19 protein-coding genes and 1 tRNA gene are annotated in these 22,790 nt (G+C 64.7%); 14 read left to right on the top strand and 6 right to left on the bottom strand.

Features of this window, described 5'->3' with window-relative positions; all coding sequences use genetic code 11:
- Window positions 1-108: 108 nt before the first annotated feature.
- From LRC39_RS08115 to LRC39_RS08135, 5 genes are all read left to right on the top strand, one after another.
- The gene (locus tag LRC39_RS08115) at window positions 109-2,934 is read left to right on the top strand and encodes a hybrid sensor histidine kinase/response regulator (protein ID WP_346296902.1); all 2,826 of its coding nucleotides are present in this window, start codon (window positions 109-111) and stop codon (window positions 2,932-2,934) included.
- A 26-nt stretch (window positions 2,935-2,960) separates the two neighbouring features.
- Window positions 2,961-3,431, top strand: a complete 471-nt coding sequence (locus LRC39_RS08120; RefSeq protein WP_174270123.1) for a chemotaxis protein CheW — start codon at window positions 2,961-2,963, stop codon at window positions 3,429-3,431.
- Between the two features lie 67 nt (window positions 3,432-3,498).
- On the top strand, window positions 3,499-3,864 hold the full coding sequence (locus LRC39_RS08125) for a response regulator (protein ID WP_011157188.1): 366 nt from the start codon (window positions 3,499-3,501) through the stop codon (window positions 3,862-3,864).
- A 78-nt stretch (window positions 3,865-3,942) separates the two neighbouring features.
- Window positions 3,943-5,118: a protein-glutamate methylesterase/protein-glutamine glutaminase gene (locus LRC39_RS08130; RefSeq protein WP_346296903.1), complete on the top strand. Its 1,176-nt coding sequence runs from the start codon at window positions 3,943-3,945 to the stop codon at window positions 5,116-5,118.
- Window positions 5,115-5,993, top strand: a complete 879-nt coding sequence (locus LRC39_RS08135) for a CheR family methyltransferase (RefSeq protein ID WP_346296904.1) — start codon at window positions 5,115-5,117, stop codon at window positions 5,991-5,993. Before LRC39_RS08130 ends, LRC39_RS08135 begins: the two co-directional genes overlap by 4 nt.
- A gap of 291 nt (window positions 5,994-6,284) precedes the next feature.
- On the opposite strand, the gene ctrA is transcribed toward LRC39_RS08135, so the two are convergent.
- Complete coding sequence (gene ctrA, locus LRC39_RS08140) at window positions 6,285-6,986, bottom strand: response regulator transcription factor CtrA (RefSeq protein WP_011157191.1); 702 nt, start codon at window positions 6,984-6,986, stop codon at window positions 6,285-6,287.
- A 367-nt stretch (window positions 6,987-7,353) separates the two neighbouring features.
- Between ctrA and fliI the strand changes: the two genes are divergently transcribed.
- The 4 genes from fliI (at window position 7,354) to LRC39_RS08160 (ending at window position 10,889) form a co-directional block, all read left to right on the top strand.
- Window positions 7,354-8,679, top strand: coding sequence for a flagellar protein export ATPase FliI (gene fliI, locus LRC39_RS08145; RefSeq protein ID WP_263991109.1), 1,326 nt, complete (start codon window positions 7,354-7,356; stop codon window positions 8,677-8,679).
- Between the two features lie 109 nt (window positions 8,680-8,788).
- A complete protein-coding gene (gene fliJ / locus LRC39_RS08150) occupies window positions 8,789-9,217 on the top strand; it encodes a flagellar export protein FliJ (protein WP_107354820.1) in 429 nt (142 codons plus the stop codon).
- Window positions 9,218-9,393: 176 nt separating this feature from the next.
- Entirely contained in the window at window positions 9,394-9,942 is a 549-nt protein-coding gene (locus LRC39_RS08155) for a sigma-70 family RNA polymerase sigma factor (RefSeq protein ID WP_107343626.1), read from the top strand.
- Entirely contained in the window at window positions 9,942-10,889 is a 948-nt protein-coding gene (locus tag LRC39_RS08160) for an anti-sigma factor (RefSeq protein WP_346296905.1), read from the top strand. The genes LRC39_RS08155 and LRC39_RS08160 overlap by 1 nt, the downstream gene beginning before the upstream one ends.
- Window positions 10,890-11,120: 231 nt before the next feature.
- On the opposite strand, the gene LRC39_RS08165 is transcribed toward LRC39_RS08160, so the two are convergent.
- Window positions 11,121-11,321, bottom strand: coding sequence for a hypothetical protein (locus tag LRC39_RS08165; RefSeq protein WP_107343628.1), 201 nt, complete (start codon window positions 11,319-11,321; stop codon window positions 11,121-11,123).
- 330 nt (window positions 11,322-11,651) lie between these two features.
- Window positions 11,652-13,883, bottom strand: coding sequence for a flagellar biosynthesis protein FlhA (gene flhA / locus LRC39_RS08170; protein ID WP_263991695.1), 2,232 nt, complete (start codon window positions 13,881-13,883; stop codon window positions 11,652-11,654).
- Between the two features lie 160 nt (window positions 13,884-14,043).
- On the opposite strand from flhA, the gene LRC39_RS08175 reads away from it, so the two are divergent.
- Window positions 14,044-15,288 carry an MFS transporter gene (locus LRC39_RS08175; protein ID WP_346296906.1) on the top strand — a complete coding sequence of 415 codons (1,245 nt, stop codon included), beginning with the start codon at window positions 14,044-14,046 and terminating at the stop codon, window positions 15,286-15,288.
- Between the two features lie 89 nt (window positions 15,289-15,377).
- On the opposite strand, the gene LRC39_RS08180 is transcribed toward LRC39_RS08175, so the two are convergent.
- Complete coding sequence (locus LRC39_RS08180; RefSeq protein ID WP_346296907.1) at window positions 15,378-17,069, bottom strand: methyl-accepting chemotaxis protein; 1,692 nt, start codon at window positions 17,067-17,069, stop codon at window positions 15,378-15,380.
- 572 nt (window positions 17,070-17,641) lie between these two features.
- On the opposite strand from LRC39_RS08180, the gene LRC39_RS08185 reads away from it, so the two are divergent.
- From LRC39_RS08185 to LRC39_RS08200, 4 genes are all read left to right on the top strand, one after another.
- Window positions 17,642-17,717, top strand: a tRNA-Ile gene (locus tag LRC39_RS08185).
- Window positions 17,718-17,720: 3 nt separating this feature from the next.
- A complete protein-coding gene (locus tag LRC39_RS08190; protein ID WP_346296908.1) occupies window positions 17,721-18,815 on the top strand; it encodes a helix-turn-helix domain-containing protein in 1,095 nt (364 codons plus the stop codon).
- A 422-nt stretch (window positions 18,816-19,237) separates the two neighbouring features.
- Window positions 19,238-20,752: a diguanylate cyclase gene (locus tag LRC39_RS08195; RefSeq protein ID WP_346296909.1), complete on the top strand. Its 1,515-nt coding sequence runs from the start codon at window positions 19,238-19,240 to the stop codon at window positions 20,750-20,752.
- Window positions 20,753-20,948: 196 nt separating this feature from the next.
- Window positions 20,949-21,815 (top strand): FTR1 family iron permease, encoded by an 867-nt coding sequence (locus LRC39_RS08200; RefSeq protein ID WP_346297484.1) that lies wholly within the window; start codon window positions 20,949-20,951, stop codon window positions 21,813-21,815.
- Here the strand turns inward: LRC39_RS08200 and LRC39_RS08205 are convergent.
- Entirely contained in the window at window positions 21,806-22,555 is a 750-nt protein-coding gene (locus LRC39_RS08205) for a transglutaminase-like domain-containing protein (protein ID WP_346296910.1), read from the bottom strand. The genes LRC39_RS08200 and LRC39_RS08205 overlap by 10 nt on opposite strands.
- Window positions 22,545-22,772, bottom strand: coding sequence for a DUF3222 family protein (locus tag LRC39_RS08210; RefSeq protein ID WP_011157204.1), 228 nt, complete (start codon window positions 22,770-22,772; stop codon window positions 22,545-22,547). Before LRC39_RS08210 ends, LRC39_RS08205 begins: the two co-directional genes overlap by 11 nt.
- Window positions 22,773-22,790 lie beyond the last annotated feature (18 nt).

Consider the following 22,790-nt stretch of genomic DNA (forward strand, 5'->3'; position numbering starts at 1 on the left):
CATCGTCCCGCGGCACGCAACCAATATTAAACGCTTTCCGCACACAGTGGCCGCATTAGTCGGGCATTGGCGACGGTCGCGTGCCCGCGTGCAGTGAAGGCCACGCGTATGGACGATCTTCTTCGTGAGTTTTTGACGGAGACCTTCGAGAGCCTGGACACGGTTGACAACCAGTTGGTCCGGTTTGAGCAGGAGCCGAACAACGCGAAGATATTGGACAATATTTTTCGTCTTGTTCACACCATCAAGGGGACGTGCGGGTTTCTAGGATTGCCGCGGCTTGAAGCGCTTGCGCATGCGGCCGAGACCCTGATGGGCAAATTCCGGGACGGGATGCCGGTGACGGGGGAGGCGGTGACGCTGATCCTGACCACGATCGACCGGATCAAGGACATTCTGACCCAGCTGGAGGCGACCCAGGCCGAGCCCGAGGGTGAGGACGGCGACCTGATCGGGGAGCTGGAGCGGTTGTCGATGCGCTCGCCGGAGGAGATCGCGGCCGAGCTTGGCGGCGCGGCGCCGGTGGACGTCGCCGAGGTTGCTGTGGCCGAAGCCCCTGCCGAAGCTGTTGTGGCGGCTGCGGCCGACGCCAATTCGACCGAAGGCACCCTGGTGGCGCAGACGCTGGAGCGTCCGCTGCGGCCGGGTGAAGTGTCGCTGGACGAGCTGGAGCGCGCCTTCCGCGAGACCGAGATCGAGATGGCTTCCCCGCCGCTGCAGCCGGCTGTGAGCGAGGCTCCGGCGGCCGTGGCCGAGGTGGTTGCGCAGCCTGAGCCGAAGCCGGCCAAGCCCGCCAAACCTGCCGCCAAGCCGGCGGCGAAGAAGTCTGGCGGCGACGGCGAGGGCGCAGCTGAAGGCGGTGCCGCCGGCGGCGTCGCCAACCAGTCGATCCGCGTCAACGTCGATACCCTCGAACACCTGATGACGATGGTGTCCGAGCTGGTGCTGACCCGCAACCAGCTGCTCGAGATCAGCCGGCGCCACGAGGACAACGAGTTCAAGGTGCCGCTGCAGCGGCTCTCCACCGTCACCGCCGAGCTGCAGGACGGGGTGATGAAGACCCGGATGCAGCCGATCGGCAACGCCTGGCAGAAGCTGCCGCGGATCGTCCGGGATCTCGCCGCCGAACTCGGCAAGCACATCGAGCTGGAGATGCACGGTGCCGACACCGAGCTCGACCGCCAGGTGCTCGACCTGATCAAGGACCCGCTCACCCACATGGTGCGCAACTCCGCCGACCACGGGTTGGAGAAGCCCGAGGACCGGGCGCGCGCCGGCAAGCCCGAGCAGGGCACCATCCGCCTGTCCGCCTATCACGAGGGCGGCCATATCGTGATCTGCATCGCCGACAACGGCCGCGGGCTCGACACCGAACGGATCAAGGCCAAGGCCTTGGCCAACGGTCTGGTCACCGAGGCCGAACTCGAGAAGATGACCGAGGCGCAGATCCACAAGTTCATCTTCGCGCCGGGGTTCTCGACCGCTGCCGCCGTCACCTCGGTGTCCGGCCGCGGCGTCGGCATGGACGTGGTGCGGACCAATATCGACCAGATCGGCGGCACGATTGAAGTGAAGTCGGTCGCGGGCGAAGGCTCGGCGATCACCATCAAGATCCCGCTGACCCTGGCGATCGTCTCGGCGCTGATCGTGGAGGCCGGCGGCGACCGGTTCGCGATCCCGCAGCTGGCGGTGGTCGAACTGGTGCGGGCGCGGGCCAACTCCGAGCACCGCATCGAGCGGATCAAGGACACGCCCGTTCTTCGTCTACGCGACAAGCTGCTGCCGCTGATCCATCTGAAGAAGCTGCTCGGCATCGACGAGGGCGCCAATAGCGAGCCGGAGAACGGCTTCATCGTGGTGACTCAGGTCGGTAGCCAGACCTTCGGCATCGTGGTCGACGGCGTGTTCCACACCGAAGAAATCGTCGTCAAGCCGATGTCGACCAAGCTGCGTCACATCGGGATGTTCTCGGGCAACACCATCCTGGGCGACGGCGCGGTGATCATGATCGTCGATCCGAACGGGATCGCGCAGGCGCTCGGCACCGCGGTGTCGGCGCAGCACGATATCTCCGACCAGGCGGCGGCGAGCCGCAACGCCTCGGCCGAACAGCTGACCTCGCTTCTGGTGTTCCGCGCCGGTTCGAGCCAGCCCAAGGCGGTGCCGCTGTCGCTGGTGACGCGCCTGGAAGAGATCGCCGCCGACAAGATCGAGAGGTCGAACGGCCGCTACATGGTGCAGTACCGCGACCAGCTGATGCCGCTGGTGCTGATGGAAGGCGTCGATGTGGCAACAAGCGGCGTGCAGCCGATCCTGGTGTTCGCCGACGAGGACCGGTCGATGGGCCTTGTGGTCGACGAGATCGTCGACATCGTCGAGGAGCATCTGCACATCCAGGTCGGCTCCAGCCGCGAGGGCATTCTCGGCTCGGCGGTGATCAAGGGCCAGGCCACCGAGGTGATCGACGTCGCGCACTTCCTGCCGATGGCGTTCTCCGACTGGCTGGCGCGCAAGGAGATGCGGCAGACGATGACCACGCGCTCGGTGCTGCTGGTCGATGACAGTGCATTCTTCCGCAACATGCTGGGTCCGGTGCTGAAGGCGGCGGGCTACAAGGTCCGCGTTGCGACCTCGGCGGTCGAGGGCCTCGCGGTGCTGCGCTCGGGTGCGCAGTTCGACGTGATCCTGACCGACATCGAGATGCCGGAGATGAACGGCTTCGAGTTCGCCGAAGCGATCCGCTCTGACACCAAGATGTCGAACCTGCCGGTGATCGCGCTGAGTTCGCTGGTGTCGCCGGCGGCGATCGAGCGCGGCCGCCAGGCCGGTCTGACCGACTACATCGCCAAGTTCGACCGTCCCGGCCTGATCGCGGCGCTGAAGGAACAGACCACGATGCATGCGACGCCCGAAGTGCTGGAGCAGGCGGCATGAGCGAGACCAGGAAGGACACCCCCGCGATGAGCCGCACCATCGACGCGATCAGCGGCAACACCACCCAGTTCGCCACCGCGATGATCGGCGGCCAGCTGTTCGGCTTGCCGATCAGCCGGGTGCAGGATGTGTTCATGCCGGAACGGCTGACCCGGGTGCCGCTGGCCCCGGACGACGTCGCCGGCGTTCTCAACCTGCGCGGCCGGATCGTCACCGCGATCGACATGCGGGCCCGTCTCGGCCTGCCCAAGAACCAGGACGGCAAGCCGCCGATGGCGATGGGCGTCGACCTGCGCGGCGAATCCTACGGCCTTCTGATCGACTCCATCGGCGAAGTGCTGACCCTGCCGGACGAGGGCCGCGAGACCAACCCGGTCAACCTCGATCCCCGCATGGCCTCCTTCGCCAACGGCGTCCACCGCCTCGACGGACAGCTCATGGTCGTCCTCGACGTCGACAAAGTGCTCGAAATCGCAACTCAACGTATGGCTGCATAACGTCTGGACTGATTGCGGCGCAATCGCAGGAACTGCCCATCCGGGCGTGAACTGATAGAGGCAGAAAATGAAGACATGTCTGGTGGTCGACGACTCGAGCGTCATCCGGAAGGTCGCGCGGCGCATCCTCGAAGGTCTCGACTTCGAGATCGTCGAAGCTGAAGACGGCGAGAAGGCGCTCGAAGCCTGCAAGCACGGGCTGCCCGACGCCGTTCTGCTCGATTGGAACATGCCGGTGATGGATGGCTACGAGTTTCTGCGCAACCTGCGCCGGATGCCCGGTGGCGACGCGCCGAAGGTGGTGTTCTGCACCACCGAGAACGACGTCGCGCACATCGCGCGGGCGCTGCATGCCGGCGCCAACGAATACATCATGAAGCCGTTCGACAAGGACATCGTCACGGCGAAGTTTCAGGAAGTCGGCCTGATCTGACGGGGGTCGGATGGCCGGTTTTGGCGCCGCGGTGTGGGACGCGGTGGGGAGTGGAAGTATGCGTTGCGTCGGTGTTCTATGAGCGTAGCTCTGGCAGGTAGTCCCGCTACGAATTCGGCGCAATACGAGCCGTTGCGCGTGATGATCGTCGACGACTCGGTGGTCATCCGCGGTTTGATCTCCAGATGGGTCGAGGCCGAGCCGGACATGGTGGTCGCAGCATCGCTGCGCACCGGGCTCGACGCCGTCAATCAGCTCGAACGGGTGAAGCCGGACGTTGCGGTACTCGACATCGAAATGCCGGAGCTCGACGGCATTTCGGCGCTGCCGCAGTTGCTCGCCAAGAAGCGCGATCTGGTCGTGATCATGGCGTCGACGCTGACCCGCCGCAACGCGGAGATCAGCTTCAAGGCGCTGTCGCTCGGCGCCGCCGATTACATTCCGAAGCCGGAAACAACCCGCGAGCCGCAGGCCGCCGATATCTTCAAGCACGATTTGCTGCAGAAGATCCGGTCGCTCGGTGGCCGGGTTCGACGCCGCGCCGTTCCCGGAGTTGCCGCGCCTGCGATCGCGCGTGATCCGCATCCAGCGCCGGTGCCGCATCCCGCAGTGGCTGCGCCGACCGTTGCCAGCCAGGCTGCGCTGGTGAAGCGCTCGTTCGGTCCGACCGCCCCGCGCGTTCTGCTGATCGGCTCGTCGACCGGTGGGCCGCAGGCGCTGATGTCGATGGTGGCGGATATCGGCCCGGTGATCGATCGTTTCCCGGTGCTGATCACCCAGCATATGCCGCCGACCTTCACGACCATTCTGGCCGAGCACCTGGCGCGCGCCAGCCGCCGTCCGGCGCATGAAGGCATCGAAGGCGAAGCGATCAAACCCGGCAACATCTATCTTGCCCCCGGCGGCAAGCACATGCGTGTCGCCAAGCAGGGCGGCAACCCAGTGATCGCGCTCGACGACGGTCCGCCGGTGAATTTCTGCAAGCCCGCCGTCGATCCGTTGTTCATGTCGGCGATCGAAGTGTGGCAGAGCGGCATTCTCGCCGTGGTGCTGACCGGCATGGGGTCGGACGGCATGCGCGGCGGCAAGGACATCGTCGCGGCCGGCGGCAGCGTGATCGCGCAGGACGAAGCCTCCAGCGTGGTCTGGGGCATGCCGGGCGCGGTCGCCAATGCCGGCGTCTGCGCTGCGGTACTGCCGCTCAATCAGATTGGTCCGAAGGTGGTCCGCCTGTTTGCAGGAGACCGTTCGTGACGCCGCTGGATTACGAATTCCTCCGCAAGCTCCTGAAGGATCGCTCCGGCCTCGATCTGTCGGCCGACAAACAATATTTGGTTGAGAGCCGACTGTTGCCGCTGGCGCGTCGGCTCAGCCTCGGCGGCATCAGCGAGCTGGTGCAGAAGATGAAAGGGATGGGCGCAGAAGCGCTGATTTCCGACGTCGTCGAGGCGATGACCACCAACGAAACGTTCTTCTTCCGCGACAAGGTGCCGTTCGATCACCTGCGCGAGGAGATGCTGCCGGCGCTGCTGCAGGCGCGCGCGGCGCGGCGGTCGTTGCGGATCTGGTGCGCGGCGTCGTCGACCGGCCAGGAGCCGTATTCGATCGCCATGACGCTCAAGGAGCTTGGTCCGGCAGTGGCCGGCTGGCGGTTCGAGATCATCGCCACCGATCTGTCGCCGCAGGTGCTGGAGAAGTCCAAATCGGGCCTGTTCAGTCAGTTCGAAGTTCAGCGCGGGCTGCCGATCCAGCTGTTGGTGAAGTACTTCAAGCAGGCCGGCGAGGTGTGGGAGCTCAGCCCCGAGATCCGCGCTATGGTGCAGCACCGCCAGCTCAATCTGCTGCACGATTTCTCGTCGCTCGGCACCTTCGACATCGTGTTCTGCCGCAACGTGCTGATCTATTTCGATCAGACCACCAAGGTCGGCATTCTGGAGCGGATCGCCAAGCGGCTGGAGCCGGACGGCTATCTGACCCTCGGCGCCGCCGAGACCGTGGTGGGCCTGACCGACGCGTTCAAGCCGCACAATTCGCGCCGCGGCGTGTATCTGCCAAACCTTAAGTCGGCGCCGTCGATCGTCCCGTCGTTCCCCGCGACTACCGCGCTCAGCAGCCTGCGGGCCAGCTGAGGCGCAGAGCCTTCGGGCTCGTCAGCCGCATCACTGCTCCACACCCTTCGTCATTCCGGGGCGCTCGCGCCAGCGAGCGAGCCCGGAATCCCGACGTCGTTATGCAAGCTCGCCCAAGTCGTCCCCGCGTCAGATTGCAGGTACGCCCCGATTGGCGCACCCCGCACCGACTGAGGCGAGGGGACTTGGCGGGGACAGAGCGGCATCCCCAAAACAAAAACCCCGCCATTCGCGGCGGGGTCAAGGACCACTCGGAAGGAGAGCGCCCGAGGGCGCTCTTGGTAGAACCAGTTAGGCCGGGATGCGGACGTCGTCCTCGGACGGTTCGCGCAGCACGTAGCCGCGGCCCCAGACCGTCTCGATGAAGTTGCGACCGTCGGAAGCGTTGGCGAGCTTCTTGCGCAGCTTGCAGATGAAGACGTCGATGATCTTCAGTTCCGGCTCGTCCATGCCACCATAGAGGTGGTTCAGGAACATTTCCTTGGTCAGCGTGGTGCCCTTCCGCAGGGAGAGCAGCTCCAGCATCTGATATTCCTTGCCGGTCAGATGCACGCGCTGGCCGCCGACTTCGACGGTCTTGGTATCGAGATTGACGACGAGATCGCCGGTCTGGATCACCGACTGGGCGTGACCCTTCGAGCGGCGGACGATCGCGTGGATGCGCGCGACCAGCTCGTCCTTGTGGAACGGCTTGGTCATGTAGTCGTCGGCACCGACGCCCAGACCCTTCACCTTGTCCTCGATGCCGGCGAGGCCGGACAGGATCAGGATCGGGGTTTTGATCTTGGAGACGCGAAGCTGCTTGAGAACGTCATAACCGGACATGTCCGGCAGGTTCAGATCAAGCAGGATGATGTCGTAGTCGTACAGCTTGCCGAGGTCGACGCCTTCTTCACCGAGATCCGTCGTGTAGACATTGAAACTCTCGGATTTGAGCATCAATTCGATCGACTGCGCAGTCGCGCTGTCATCTTCAATCAGCAATACGCGCATGCCAGTCCCCTCTAAGCGCCGCTACGGGCGTCAGGCGTCCGCACACTTGCGGCACTGGAAACGCCTTTGAAGAACTGATTCGGATCCTGACGAGGAATGGTTAACAAAAACTGATTCGGCTCCGCAAGGTCCTGCAGTGCAATTTTTGTCGAATCGCACTAAGGTGTTGCGGGAAAGCAGCTTTTTGTTGGCCGGCCCCTTCAAGTTCCACTTTAAGAGTCGGCGTCAACCGACTCTTGCGACTCACCCTTCATTCTGAGGGGCAAGCGTGCTCAGCTACCAAAGACAGTGACGCAATGATTAACGATGCGGGTAAACACGAAGTTAAGGCGACAGGCCCCGCGTCGACGAACTTAAGAGTTTCGCAATGAAGGCCTTGGCGGAACAGATCGGCGACATCGACAGCGTCAATACCTATGGACGCGTCGTCGGTGTGCGCGGTCTGATGGTCGAGATCGCCGGGCCAATTCACGCGATGAGCGTTGGCGCACGCATCGTTGTCGAAACCGGCGCCAACCGAGCGATCCCGTGCGAAGTAATCGGATTCACCGGTAACAACGCCATCGTCATGCCGTTCGCAGGACTTGAAGGCGTGCGCCGCGGCTGCCGGGCGATCATCGCGAACGCTGCCGCTCAGGTGCGACCGTCGCCGCATTGGCTCGGCCGCGTCGTTAACGCTTTGGGCGAACCGATCGACGGCAAGGGGCCGCTGGTACAAGGTCCGTCGCCGATGCCGTTCCGCAATCAGCCGCCGCCGGCGCATTCGCGCAAGCGCGTCGGCATGCCGCTCGATCTCGGCGTGCGTGCGCTCAACACCTTTCTCACCTGCTGCCGGGGGCAGCGCATGGGTATCTTCGCCGGTTCCGGCGTTGGTAAGTCCGTGTTGCTGTCGATGCTCGCTCGCAACGTCGATGCCGCGGTCTCGGTGATCGGGCTGATCGGCGAACGCGGCCGCGAGGTGCAGGAGTTCCTGCAGGACGACCTCGGCGAGGAAGGTCTTGCCCGTTCCGTGGTTGTGGTCGCGACGTCGGACGAGCCGGCGCTGATGCGGCGGCAGGCGGCGTATCTGACGCTGGCGATCGCCGAATACTTCCGCGACAACGACAAGGACGTGCTGTGCCTGATGGACTCGGTCACGCGTTTTGCGATGGCGCAGCGTGAGATCGGGCTGTCGGCCGGCGAGCCGCCGACCGCCAAAGGCTATACGCCGACGGTGTTCACCGAACTGCCGAAGCTGCTCGAACGCGCCGGCCCGGGGCTGGGCGAGGGCACCATCACCGGCATCTTCACCGTGCTGGTCGACGGCGACGATCATAATGAGCCGGTCGCTGACGCGGTGCGCGGCATTCTCGATGGCCACATCGTGATGCAGCGCTCGATCGCCGAGCGCGGCCGCTATCCGGCCATCAACGTGCTGAAGTCGGTGTCGCGAACCATGCCGAAATCGGCCGATCCGGTTTATCTGCCCATGATCAAGCGGGCGCGGCAGATCATGGCGACCTACGCCGACATGGAAGAGCTGATCCGGCTCGGCGCCTATCGGCCCGGCTCCAGCACCGAGGTCGACGAGGCGGTGCGGCTGCACGAGCCGCTGGAGGATTTTCTCCGCCAAGGCAAGGACGAGGCGACCAGCTTGCAGTCAGGATATGCCCAATTGGAGCAGATCCTGAGTAATTCGGAAACGGAACGCTAACTTTGTCCGGCCATCATGCTTGGCACGTCAATCGATTTGCCGGGTGGCCCCGTCGTGACCATCCGGCGATGTCCCGCGTTGAACTGGGACTTCTGGGGAGTACGAGTCGATGAAGTCACGCGAAACGCTGATCCGTCTGAAGAAGTTTCAGGTCGACGAGCGGCGCAGACGGGTTGCCCAGATCGAAGCGATGATCGCGGATTTCGAGCGGATGTCGGCCGATCTCGAGCGCGAAATCGTCACCGAGCAGGAACGCGCGGGGATCACGGACCCCAGCCACTTCGCTTATCCGACCTATGCCAAGGCGGCGATTCAGCGCCGCGAGAACCTGACCCGCTCTGCCGACGAGCTGCGGGTGCAACTCGAAGAAGCCCGCGGCCAGCTGTCCGAGGCGTTCGACGAGATGAAGAAGGTCGAATTGCTCGACGAGCGCGACCAGGCGCGCGAACGCGCCGAGGAAAGCGCCCGCGAACAGGCCGACCTCGACAGCATCGGCCTGATGCGTGCACGGCTCGGTGGGGCGGGCGCCGTCGCCTGACCTTTCGCAACTTTGCGTCGAAACAGCCCGGGCCCTCGGTCCGGGCTTTCGTTTGCGGTATCCACAGCCTATGCACTGGCGTGGTGGAACATTGCGTTGCACGATATGCTGCTGTGGTTCGGGCCGCTCGGCCGGAACGGGGGGCGTGGCCGCAACGGCCATGGTGAGGTCTCGGAATGCTGTCGCCGGCTGAGTTGGTTTCGCTGATCGCCGCGGTCGCCGAGCGCGACCAGGACGCGTTCCAGCGACTCTATGATGCGACGCGGGCGAAACTGTTCGGCGTCGTGCTCCGTATCTTGCGGCGACAGGATCTCGCCGAAGAAGTCATTCAGGACGCCTACGTCAAGATCTGGAACAACGCTGCGCAGTTCGATTCCAAGGTGGCTTCGCCGATCACCTGGATGGCGTCGATCGCGCGCAACCGGGCGATCGACGTCGCGCGCAAGCGCGGCGAAGTCTCGATCGAGGAGGAGCCGTCCGCCAATGACGTCGCGGCGGAAACGCCCGACCCGCTGGCGCGCCGGGAGATGACCGAGGAGCTGAAGCGGCTTCTGGAGTGCATCGGCCGTTTGGAGCCCGAACGGCAGAAACTGGTTCTGCTGGCGTACTACAACGGCTGGAGCCGTGAGCAGCTCGGCGCCAAGTTCGGCGCTCCGGCCAACACGATCAAGACCTGGCTGCGCCGCAGCCTGCTCGATGTTCGGGGGTGTTTGGGACTGACCTGATGGCCCACAGCGAAGACCATAGCGCGCTCGCCGCGGAATACGCACTCGGCACGCTCGACGTCGCCGAACGGGCGGAAGCCGAGGCGCTGATGCGCAGCGATGCGGAGTTCGCCGCGCTGGTCAAAGCGTGGGAGCTGAAGCTCGGCGCGCTTAATCAGATGGTCGGGCTGGTCGAGCCGCGCGGCGAGGTATGGGATCGGATCAAGGCGGCGATCGCCGCCGAGTCACAGCGCGCGGTGCCGCCGCCGGCTGCGCCGCCGATTGGTGACGTCGCCAGTGCCGGGGTGCTCGGCGCGCCGGGAGATCCGATCTTGCCGCGCCCTGCCAACGACACCGGTCCCGCACCCGTCAGCGAGTCGACCGAACTCAGCCCGGAATCCAAACGCGTCGTGCACTTCGCCAAGCGCGCCTACATCTGGCGCGGCGTGGCGATGCTGTCGAGCGCGATCGCAGCGTCGCTGCTGCTGGTGGTCGGCGCCCAGGTGTATCAGCCGGACCTGTTGCCGGACGCGGTGCGTCCGCCGATCCGCACCCAGATCGTCAAGGTCGAAACGCCGCCGCCGGCGGTGCCTGCGCAATATGTCGCCGTGCTGCAGAAGGACGGCAATGCGCCGGCCTTCATCCTCACCGTCGATGCCGGCAGCAAGACCTTCACGGTGCGCCGCGTCGCCGCGACGCCGGAGCCTGGCAAGAGCTACGAACTCTGGATCGTCTCCGACAAGCTGCAGAAGCCGCGCTCGCTCGGCGTGATCGGCAACCGCGATTTCACCGTCAATCCGGCGCTGTCGTCGTACGATCCCGACCTTGTGAGCAAAGCGACCTATGCTGTGACGGTCGAGCCCGAAGGCGGCTCGCCGACCGGCGTCGCCACCGGCCCGATCGTGTTCACCGGCAAGCTGGTGGAAAGCGTGCCGCCGGAGCCGATCCGAAACACGCCTAAGCAGTAATGGACTGCGCCCTCAGGTTTTGCCCAAGCTGATTAGTTCGCAGCGCGCTCTGAGACAGCGTGCGGATAACGCTGAAAGCTCGACCAACGGCGCGAAAACTTCATCGCACAAAAGAAAAACGCCCGTGGGGAGCGGGCGTTTTCCTTTGGGTCTCCACTTGGGGTGAGTGGGACCTCCTCAGCTCACGCGTCAGCCAGGGGGGCTATCTGGCATGCGTGAACGCTGGAACGGTTAGCGGATCACCATCGTTTCCGCCTTGCTGATCGCGGTCGGTTTGCCGGCTTTGATCACTTTGGCAGTCTGGGTGTAGCCGTCGTCGGCCCCGAGCCGCGCGGTGATGCCAAGGCCCGCCACCGCGATCCCGGCGACCAGAGCCACTGCCACAATCTTCAAGTGGGTGCTGCGATCGGCACTGTAGATCGAATGGTTCATGCGGAGCCTCCTGCTGTCTTCTCCACCCTCGGAAATTCGTGTTTGCGATCCCGAAGCAGGTTCAAAGAACTCACGCAGAAAACGTAGGAAATCGCCCGGCCGTTCCGCAGAGGGCGTCACAAACGCGTGAACAAGCGTGATAGTGCGCGAGAATGCAGTGCGAAAAGTCGGCCTAACTTACTGAAAATTAATCAAATCGGGGTCAGCGAGGCTGCTGTGGCCGTTCTCACAGCCCTCGGCATCAAAGTACCGCCCGAGGCCAATAGGCCTTGTCTGTTGCGCAAAAGTCGCGCAGCCGCCTTGTCTTCCACGGGGTGGAACCGGCCGGCTTTAAACGCTGCCGACCGTCTTCAACCGAGCCCGCGGATGGATCTCGGCCTGCGACATCACCGTGGTCTGGGCCCGGAAGCGTTCGACCAGGGAGCGGACGAACGGCCGGATCGAGGCGGAGGTCACCAGCACCGGCGCCTCGCCTTCGCGGGCGGCCTGTTCGAACTTGTCGCGCACCGCGGTCATGAATTCCGACAGCTTCGACGGCGCCATCGCCAAAGTGCGGTCTTCGCCCTGGCCGATGATCGATTCGGCGAACGCCTGCTCCCACTTCGCCGACAGCGCGATCAGCGGCAGGTAGCCGTTGTACGAGGTGTTCTGCGCGCAGATCTGGCGGGCCAACCGGGCACGGACGTGCTCGACGATCGTCGACGGATTGCGCGAGAACGCCAGCGCTTCGGCGATGCCTTCGAGGATGGTCGACAGGTCGCGGATCGAGACGCGCTCGGCGAGCAGCAGCTGCAGCACGCGCTGGATGCCCGAGACGGTGATTTGACCCGGGACGATGTCCTTGACCAGCTCGCCCTGTTCCTTCGGCAGGTCTTTGAGCAGCTTCTGGGTTTCGCCATAGGACAACAGGTCGGACATGTTGGCCTTAAGCAGTTCGGTCAGGTGCGTCGACAGCACGGTGGCGGCGTCGACCACGGTGTAGCCCTTCAGCGACGCCTCTTCCTTGAAGTTGGCGTCGACCCAGGTGGCGGGCAGTCCGAAAGTCGGCTCGGTGGTGTGGATGCCCGGCACCGTCACCTGCTCGCCGGCCGGGTCCATCACCATGAACTGGTTCGGCCAGATCCGGCCGGTGCCGGCGTCGACTTCCTTGATCTTGATGACGTAGGTGTTGGCCTCGAGCTGGACGTTGTCGAGGATACGCACCGCCGGCATCACGAAGCCCATTTCGATCGCCAGCGAGCGGCGCAGCGCCTTGATCTGTTCTGTGAGGCGATCGGTGCCGTCCGGTCCGTTGACCAGCGGCAGCAGCGCGTAGCCGAGCTCGATCTTCAGATCGTCGATCTTCAGCGCAGCAGCGATCGGTTCTTCGGCGGACGCTGCCGCGGCTGCTGCTGCGGCGGCTTCGGGTGCCACTGCGGCCTGCGCCTTTTCGGCGGTGACTTCCGCCTTCCGCTTGCGCGCCTTCAAGGCGAGGAAGGCCGAGCCGCTGCCGAGTGCCAGGAACGGGAGGGTCGGAATGCCCGGCAGCACCGCCAGCACCAGCATCACCGCGGCCGCCATGCCCAGCGCCTGCGGATAGCCGGAGAGTTGGCCCATCATCGCCTTGTCGGCCGAGCCGGAGATGCCGGCCTTCGACACCAGCAGGCCCGCCGCGGTTGAAACGATCAGCGCCGGGATCTGCGTCACCAGGCCGTCGCCGACCGTCAGCAGCGTGTAGGTGTGGCCGGCTTCGGAGAACGACAGCCCCTGTTGCGCCACGCCGATGATGATGCCGCCGATCACGTTGATGAACACGATCAGCAGGCCGGCGATGGCGTCGCCGCGGACGAACTTCGAGGCACCGTCCATGGCGCCGAAGAAGCCGCTTTCGTCTTCCAGCTCCTTGCGCCGCGCTTTGGCGGTGGCTTCGTCGATCAGGCCGGCCGACAGGTCGGCGTCGATCGCCATCTGCTTGCCGGGCATCGAGTCCAACTGGAAGCGTGCCGCGACTTCAGCGATACGGCCCGAACCCTTGGTGATGACCACGAAGTTGACGATGATCAGGATCGTAAACACGATGATCCCGATCACGAAATTGCCGCCCATCACGAAGCCGCCGAACGCCTCGATGACGTGACCGGCGGCCGCGGTGCCTTCATGGCCGTGCGACAGGATCAGCCGGGTCGATGCCATGTTCAGCGACAGCCGCAGCATGGTCGAGATCAGCAGCACGGTCGGGAACGACGAGAATTCCAGCGGCGCCTGAATGAACAGCGACGTCATCAGAATCAGGATCGACAGGGTGATCGAGATCGCCAGGAACAGGTCGAGAATGATCGCCGGCAGCGGCAGGATCAGCACGACCAGGATGGTCAGCACGCCGATCGCGAGCGCGAGATCGCCGCGCCGCAGGATGGCGATCATTTCTTTGAGGCTGGGAATGCCGGCGCCCGTGCCCTGGCCGACCGTAGTGTCCGTCATTTCAGCCGCAGTCCCCTGTGCGCGTCGCTTGCGCCGGCCGGACGTCTTCGCCGCGACCGGAGGGGCGCTGGGTCCGACGTGAGGCAGCGCACTGGCGTCCACGGGCATTCCCCGTTTTTCGCGGCCGACGACACTTCTTCACTGGGCAAAATTTGCCCGGTTCATGGTTAGCAAAGTGTTAACGCCGCCCGGGGTGCGACCGCATGGCAGGGCGTTGGTCGGCGGTCTTGACCCCGAGCCCGGCGCCCGAAACTCTGTGCAAATGGAAACGCTCGTGGAAAAGACCGGCAAAACGCCGGCGTTCACGCTCGACTCGCGCCAGGCGTGGGTCCGGCTCGGAGTGGCGCTGGTGATCGGTTCGATCGGCAGCGTCGGGATGTGGTCGGTGGTGGTGGTGCTGCCCCTGGTCCAGGCCGAGTTCGCCGCCAGCCGGGGCGCCGCGTCGCTCGCCTTCACCATGGCGATGCTCGGCTTCGGCCTTGGCGGTGTCGCCACCGGCAAGCTGACCGACCGGTTCGGCATCGTGGTGGCGATCGGCAGCGGCATCGGCCTGCTCGGGCTCGGCTATGTCGGCGCCGGGCTGTCGGCTGCGCTCTGGCAGTTCGCCGCCTTCCATCTCCTGATCGGCGCCGGTGCCTCGGCAACCTTCGGCCCGCTGATGGCCGAAGCCTCGCACTGGTTCGAGCGCTATCGCGGGCTGGCAGTGACGATCGCCGCCAGCGGCAATTATCTCGCCGGCACGATCTGGCCGCCGCTGGTCAATTGGGGCAGTGCCAGCATCGGCTGGCGCGCAACCCATCTGGCGATTGGTGGATTCTGCGTCGTCGCGATGACCCTGATGGTGCTGATCCTGCGTGCCAGGATGCGCGGCCACGCCGCTGCCAGTCACGCCGCAGCGCCGCCGCCGAAGATCGATCTGCAGCTTCCCACCAACACGCTCACGGTGCTGCTGAGCGTCGCCAGTATCGCCTGCTGCGTGGCGATGGCGATGCCGCAGGTCCATATCGTCGCCTATTGCGGCGACCTCGGCTACGGCGCAGCGCGCGGCGCCGAGATGCTGTCGCTGATGCTGGCGTTCGGCATCATCAGCCGGATCGGCTCGGGCTTCCTGGCCGACCGGATCGGCGGCATCCGCACGCTGCTACTCGGCTCCGTAGCGCAGGGCACGGCGCTGATGTTCTATCTGTTCTTCGATAGCCTCGGTTCGCTCTACGTGATCTCGGCGATGTTCGGCCTGTTCCAGGGCGGCATCGTGCCGGCCTATGCGATCATCGTCCGCGAAGCGATGCCGGCGCGCGAGGCCGCGACCCGGGTCGGCATCGTCATCATGGCATCGGTGCTTGGCATGTCGTTCGGCGGCTGGATTTCCGGGGTGATCTTCGACGCCACCGGCTCCTATGCGGCCGCCTTCGTCAACGGCATGGCGTGGAACGCCGTCAACGTCGCGATCATGCTGATGCTGTTGCTCCGCAGCCGGCGGCGGGGCCCGCAGGTGGCGATGGCGTAGCGCGATCTTGTCGAGGGCCGGAAACGAAAGAGCCGCGCAGCTGATGGCCGCGCGGCTCTCGTTCGTGAGGTGAAGTGGAGGAGGCCGGTTCAGGCGGCGCGGACGCTCTGCAGGAAGTTGGCGACCTCGACCTTCAACCGGTTGGAGTCCTGAGACAGCGACTGCGCCGCCGACAGCACCTGGGCCGATGCCGATCCGGTTTCGGTGGCGCCGCGCTGCACGTCGACGATGTTGGCTGACACTTCGTTGGTGCCACGCGCCGCCTGCTGAACGTTGCGGGCGATCTCCTGGGTCGCGGCGCCTTGTTCTTCGACCGCCGACGCGATCGTCGAGGCGATCTCCGACATCCGTTCGATGGTGTGGCCGATCTCGCGGATCGCCGACACCGACTCGCCGGTCGCCGCCTGGATGCCGCCGATATGCTGGCTGATCTCGCCGGTCGCCTTCGAGGTCTGTTCGGCCAACGCCTTCACTTCGGCCGCCACCACGGCGAAGCCGCGGCCGGCTTCGCCGGCGCGCGCCGCTTCGATCGTGGCGTTGAGTGCGAGCAGATTGGTCTGGCCGGCGATGGTGTTGATCAGTTCGACCACATCGCCGATCCGGGCGGCGGCCTGCGACAGCTCGGCGACGGTGGCGTTGGTCTTGCGCGCCTGATCGACCGCCTCGACGGCGATGCGGGCGGATTCCTGCACTTGCCGGCTGATCTCGTTGATCGACGAGGTCATCTCCTCGGTCGCCGACGCCACCGACTGCACGTTGGTGGAGGCCTGTTCGGAGGCGGCTGCGACGGTGGTGGTGATCGTCTGGGCGTGTTCCGCCGTTTTCGTCAGCGTGCCCGCCGAAGCTTCCAGTTCGGTCGAAGCCGACGAGACGGTCTCGACGATCTCGCCGACGGAGGATTCGAACTGCCGGGTGGCGGCGTCGATGCGGTGGCCGCGAGCGATCTTCTCTTCGGCGTCCTTGGCTGCGGCCGCATCGGCCGCGCGCTTGTCGATCAGCGCCTGCTTGAACACCTGCAGTGCATCGGCCATGGCGCCGATCTCGGTGTTCTTGCCGCGATGCGGCACCTCGGCAGAGAGATCGCCGCGGGTGAAATCCTGCATCGGCTTGACGATCGAGGCGATACCCCGCGACAGATCGCGGATCACCAGGATGCTGGCGGTGATGCCGATCGCGATTGCGACAACCAGGATGCCGATCATCACGAAGATCGCCCACAGATAGGTCGCTTCTGCACTCGCGGTGGCGCCGGCCGCACCCTTGTCGTTGAGCTCGATGTCCTTCTTCAGCACCTCGTCGATCTGTCCGCTCATCGGGCCCATCGTCTTGAGCATGTAGTCGTTGGCGGCGACCGGAAGCTCACCGGCGGCTTTGCGCGACATCTCCAGGCCGGCGGGAGCGAGACTGGTGTAGTTCGCCCACGACGCGACGAGGTTGTCATACAGCTTGCGCTCCTCCGGTGTGGCGACCATCGGCGCGTAGGTGCGCAGCGATTGCTTCACCGCCTCATCGAATGCGGCGAGCTGCTTCTCGATTGCCAGCTTGCGTTCGGTGGTGGCTTCCAACAAATGCGCGCGCAGCGTGTTGCGATACAACGCCACGTTGGTGCGCATCTCGCCAAGAACCCGGACCGACGGCATCCAATTGGTGCCGATATCGACAGTGCTCGCATTCAACGTCCGCATCTGCAGCAGACCAAGTAAACCGAGGCCGGAGAGCGCGATCAGCAAGACGGCGACGAGGGTGGTGATTTTCGTCCGTAACGGGACATTGGCGAGCATGGCTGGTCCAATTCAACTTATAGGCGACGAGATGTCGCGCGATGATCGGCCGCATCCTCGGTTAAAATGTTTGTTCAAAAGCTAATCGATTTGTACGCGGTCAAACATATTGCGCATCGGCACTTGATCTGCAGATCTCACGGTCCGCGCACACTACGAAGAGAGGACGGAACTAATCGATTCGATGAAACGATTTTCGGCCGATGAAAGAGGAGACCGCGGGAGATATTCAAAAGCTCGATGTGCTGACTGATCGATTTTGCTCACAGCTCCGACCTTCCCTGCTCCCGATCGCTGAGTCGAGCCGAGCATGTCGGTGCCTCGAACGTCAGCCCTTGCGTCGCCATCGGCGCGGTTCGACTCTTCGCTCGGACGCAGGACCTTCAATCGTGGCTGATCGTCGGCATGCCCGGGCTGAAACCGCGACCACCCGCCATGCCCAGTGAGCGCGGTCAGATCACGGCTGCACCAGCCGGGTTTTGGTCCCGGGCGCTCGCAACCGGCCGATTGCCCGCGAAGTCCTGTCATTGTATGGGGAGGCCGCACCGTCCGCCGCCTCGCGGCCGCCGGCGGGGCCTGTAGCTCAATGGTTAGAGCCGACCGCTCATAACGGTCTGGTTGCAGGTTCGAGTCCTGCCGGGCCCACCACAGGTGCTGTGGCGGAGCCTTGCCGTAAGGGAGGCATCCGCAATGAATCAATCCCCGTCCTTGTCAGTTCCGCTGCGGCCGGCTCGATTCTCGACTGCGGGGCTGCCTGACCACGACCGGTTCGACGCCTGGCGGGAGTATTTGCGCCCCGTGGCCGATCTGACGCCGGTTGCCCATCGGTCGCGGACAGCTGCGATCGATCTGGCGGCCTGGGATCTTGGCAGTTTTGCCATGTGCCAGGAGCGGAGTTCCGGCACGCGGTTCTCGCGGACGACGCGACGGGTCAAGACCGTCTTCGCCGACCACTGGTATCTTTTTCTGATCAAGGAGGGCGCTAATTGGGTGGTCAGCGATGGTGGCTGCTCGGCCGAGCAGGTGTCGCGCGGCGCGGCCGGCCAAGTCGGCTTCTATTCGCTCGGTGAAGCATTCCACGGCGAGATGCAGCCGATGGACATTCTGATGCTGTTCATCCCGCGCGATCTGTTCGCCCGGCAGGCCGGCACGCTGGACCGGCTCAACAACACGATCATCGACACCGCACGCGGACGGCTGCTGTCCGACTACATGTTGGCGCTGGAGCGACGGTTGCCGGAGCTGACACAGGACGAGGTGCCGGCGATCGTTCGTGCCACCGAGGCAATGGTCGCTGCTTGTCTGGCACCGGCGCCGCACAGCGCGGAAGAAGCGCGGGAGGGCATGATCCTCAGCCTCGGTGAGCGGGCACGCCGGGTGGTGCAGTCTCGGCTTTCGGATCCGAAACTGACACCCGGCAGTCTCGCCAACAGCATTGGCGTGTCGCGGAGCGCGCTCTATCGCCTGTTCGAGCCGCACGGCGGGGCGGCCCGCTATGTCCGCAACACGCGGCTGGCCGCTGCGCATCGGGCGCTGTGCGATCTCGCCGAGACCCGGCAGATCCAACAGATTGCCGACTCCTTTGGCTTCACCTGCGCGCAGGAATTCAGCCGCGCATTCCGCCAGCGCTACGGCTACAGCCCGTCCGAACTGCGCGCTGATTGCGGCCAATCGGTCCGCCGTCTGTCCAGCCAGGCGGCGGAGGGCGGGCGGACGCTGGGCGAATTCTTGCGGACCACGGCGTGACTGGGCGGGTACAGGAGGAGAGACGAGCTTGCTATGCAGGCCGATCGCGGCTCGATCGGCCGGTCACGTTGAAGCCGTCCAGCCAAAATCCTGAATGCGGGTCGAGCTCTTCTGCCGCCCCAAGCAAGCGATAAGCCTGGTCGAAACTGCTCACTGGTAAGTGGGTGTCATCTCTCTGAGCCGAATCGTGCTTAACTGATCCGCTTCCCTCCTGCGACGCCCGCCGCAGACTCTTCTTTGTGGGTAACTATATACTGTTGTCGGAACGATTGGTCGCCGTCGATTTTGGGACCGGTTGTTTCGAAAGCGAGACGAAAAGCCAACGCCCCGCCGCCCCGCAAGGGTTTAAACTTCAGCACCGGGAAAGCGGCCGACCCTTTGCGGCCTCCGTGCGCTGACAGAAGAAACTGTAGTACCCGCTTATGACGATATCCGTAGATCCAGATCGCGACTGGAAGAATCGCATTTCGGCGCAGGCTCTCAGGCAGATCCAGGAGCTCGATCTTGCCCTCGATCCGAACAGCTTCGAGCTGTGGTACACGTTCTTCTCCGGCCGGCACAAAGCGCTCACCGAGGCCGTCAATGCACTTTTGGCCGCGACCGGGCGGCCCAGCGCAAGTGACATTACGGGCCTGTACGAGCAGTTTCTGTATCCGACCAAAGCGGTGACCCGCATCCATGCGATCGGCGCGCTGGTCCACAGCCAATCGAACGCGCTGATCGACGTGATCGAAGAAGCGTCGGATGCGACCCATGGCTACGAGACCCGGCTGTCGAGCGCGGCGCCGCGCCTGGCGCTCGGACGGATGGAAGGCGGACTGCAGACGATCGTCGACGAACTGCTGAACTGGACGATGGACATTCAGACCGCCAACGCGGTGCTGGTGGACCGGCTGAGATCCGCCGCAGATCAGGTTCGCAAGTTGCAGGACCAATTGGATCAGGTCCGGCTCGAAAGCATGACCGACCCGCTCACCGAGGTCGGCAACCGCAAGTACTTCGAGAACCAATTGTCCCAGCATGTCGCCAGCGACGACAGCGGCCCTCTCTCGCTGCTGATCGTCGACCTGGACAATTTCAAGCAATTCAACGATCGCCACGGCCATGTCGTCGGCGACGACGTGCTGCGGCTCGCGGCTTCGACCATCAAGCACAATTGTCGCCGTGACGACGTGGTTTGCCGCTATGGCGGAGATGAGTTCGCCGTCATCCTGCCCCGTACGCCGCTGCGCGAGGCGCTGTTGCTCGGCGAAGCGATCCGCGCGGCGATCGCGGCGCGCGAGCTGCATCGCCGGTCGACCCATGAAAGCCTCGGCCGGCTCTTGATCTCGATCGGTGCCGCGGAGTTCAGGCCGGGCGAGACGGCGGATGATTTCGTCGAGCGTGCCGATCATTGGATGTACGCGGCCAAGCAGGCGCGTCGTGACAGGACGCGGCCCGTCTCCGACGCCGCGGCTCGTGATCCCGCCGAGCGGCGCCCCGACATCCTGTGGCACGAGACCTACGCATGCGGCGAGCCGATGATCGACGCTCAGCATCGCGAGCTGTTCGACCTCGCCAACGTCATTCTCGGTCCCGAGATCGAGACGCTGGAGCCCGCCAAGCTGGCTGAGGTGGTCGAACTGCTACTCACCCGCGTCGCCGAGCACTTTCAGTACGAACAGGCCGTGCTCGAAGCTTCCGGCTACGATGAATGTGGGCTGCACCGGATGGAGCACGACCATCTGCTGATCCGTGCCCGGCAGGTGAGCGAGGCGGTGGTCGCCGGGCAGCAGTCGCTCGGCGAACTACGCGCGTTCCTGGTCAATTCGGTCATCCTCGGCCACATGCTCAAGGATGACCGGCGGTTTTTCCCGTTGTTCGACCGTCCCGCGTCATCCGCCACCCAGAGTCGGGTCGCCCCGGTGCATCGCGAGCGACGGCGGTCGTCGCTGTAGCAGGTGGTGAGGCCGAGGCGTCTTGGTCGGTCCTATCTGGATAGGGCCGCATTCGCGCGGCTGTGATCTTAAATTGCTTCCTCCCCCCGGGGATTTTTCGCGAAATTGGTGTATCTTCGCAACTTCTGGCTGCAGGCGAGTCGGCCGTCCTTGATGCGGCGGCTTCCGGCGGTTGGGCGAAGCGAAGTTGGCGCAGATGATCGGGTCGCAGTTCGGCAACGTGGTCATTGTGGTCTGGCGCGAGGGCGTCGAGGCGCTGCTGATCGTCGGCATCCTCAATGCATGGCTGCGCAATAACGACGCCAGCGGCATCGGGCGGCGTTATCTGTGGTCCGGAGCCGCCACAGGCCTGCTCCTCGCGATCGGCTTCGGCACCACCATCGCGCTATCCAGCACTACGATTCCAGTGACCAGCCGTGAGGTCTATGAGGCCATTGCGACCCTGCTTGCAGCCGGCCTGATCGTCCACATGGTCAGCTGGATGCGCGGCCAGGGGCGCCTGCTACGCGACGAGCTTGAAGCGGCATTGCGCCAGGAGGCCAGTACGGCGAGCTGGTGGGGCGTGTTCACGCTGGCCGCCCTGGCGATCGCGCGCGAGGGCGCCGAGACCATCCTGTTCCTGCTCGGCGCGCTGTCGGCAAGCGAAAGCGCATCCCCGGCCGAGCCGATCCTGGGCGGCATCGTCGGGGTCGGCCTTGCGCTGGCGACCTACGCGCTGCTGCAACTCGGCAGTTGGATCGTCACCTGGCGGCTGTTCTTTCGCGTCACCGAAGTGATGATGTTGCTGCTCGCTGCCTCGCTGTTGATGAGCGGGGTGGATACCTTGAGCAAGCTCGGCTTGCTACCGTCGACCGCGCGGCTGTGGGACAGTTCGGCGACGCTGTCCGACCGCGGACCGATCGGCGCGCTGGTGGCGGGCCTCACCGGCTATCGGTCGCAGCCGACTCTGCTCGAGCTCGGCTTCTACGCAGCGTATTGGATCTGCGTCGTTCTGCTATTGCGCAAGACGACGGCCCCTGAACAGGTCGTCGTCGCCGAGAATCGTGCTGAAATTCAGCGCTGAGCCGCACCAGCGGCGCGCGCCGCCGCGTCCTGCGCCGCTTCGTCTTCCATCGAGCCGCGCAGGGTGCCCTGTTGCGCAAGGTGAGGGTACTGCCGCTTCATCTCGGCCTGCACGAATTTCACCGGCACATCGAAGTATGCGCCGTGCTCGCGCACATATTCCATGAACCGCGCGTCGTTGTTGTCGAACGCCTGCATCACCGCGTCGGACGAGCCGTCGAAGTCGAGCGGCGCGACGCCGAGCTTGTCGCACAGCGTGCGATTGAAGGTGGGCGACGCTTTCACCCATCGTTCGCCGGTGAAGCATTCGGCATAGCCGTGCCACGCGAACAGGTCGGTGCCCATCGTCCGGGTCAGGTTCTCGGTGGCGAGATGATTGCGAACGTCGGCAAAGCATACGCGTGCGGGAATGCCGGACGCGCGCGCCAGCGCCGCGAACGCCGAAGCCTTGCCGACGCAGTAACCGCGTTCGGCGCGAAGCACGCTCGATGCGCGGAAAATCTCGGGGCTGGAAAAGTCGACATACGGATCGTAGCGAACGCCGTCGCGCACCGCGAGGTACAACGCGCGGAGTTTGTCGGCGAGCGTTTCGGCGTTGCGCGTGGCTTCCGCGGCGCGCGCGATCACGTCGGGATGGTCGCTGTCGATGAATTCTGCCGGCGCCAGACAAACCGCGATCTCGGATGCGGCAGTCTTGGTCATGCCGGCGTTGGCGCCGCTGCTGCCGGGCTCAGACCGCATGCAGCTTCGGCCGGGACGACAGGATTTGCTTGGCGATCACGACGGGGCAATCGTCCGCGTGCTTGATTTCGTCGCCGGTCTGCAGCCACGGCACCGATGCGCCGCACAATTTGCACTGGTTGTGCGCGCCGCCGTCCTCTTCGGAGACGATCTCGATGGCCGTCTTCAATAGGGCGGTGGCGATTTTGCGGACGTCTTCGGCGGCAGTGTCGGTCATGGCTTGATTCCGTGGAAC

It is taken from the genome of Rhodopseudomonas sp. P1, assembly GCF_039642825.1.
In the GTDB taxonomy this organism is placed as follows: domain Bacteria; phylum Pseudomonadota; class Alphaproteobacteria; order Rhizobiales; family Xanthobacteraceae; genus Rhodopseudomonas; species Rhodopseudomonas palustris_H.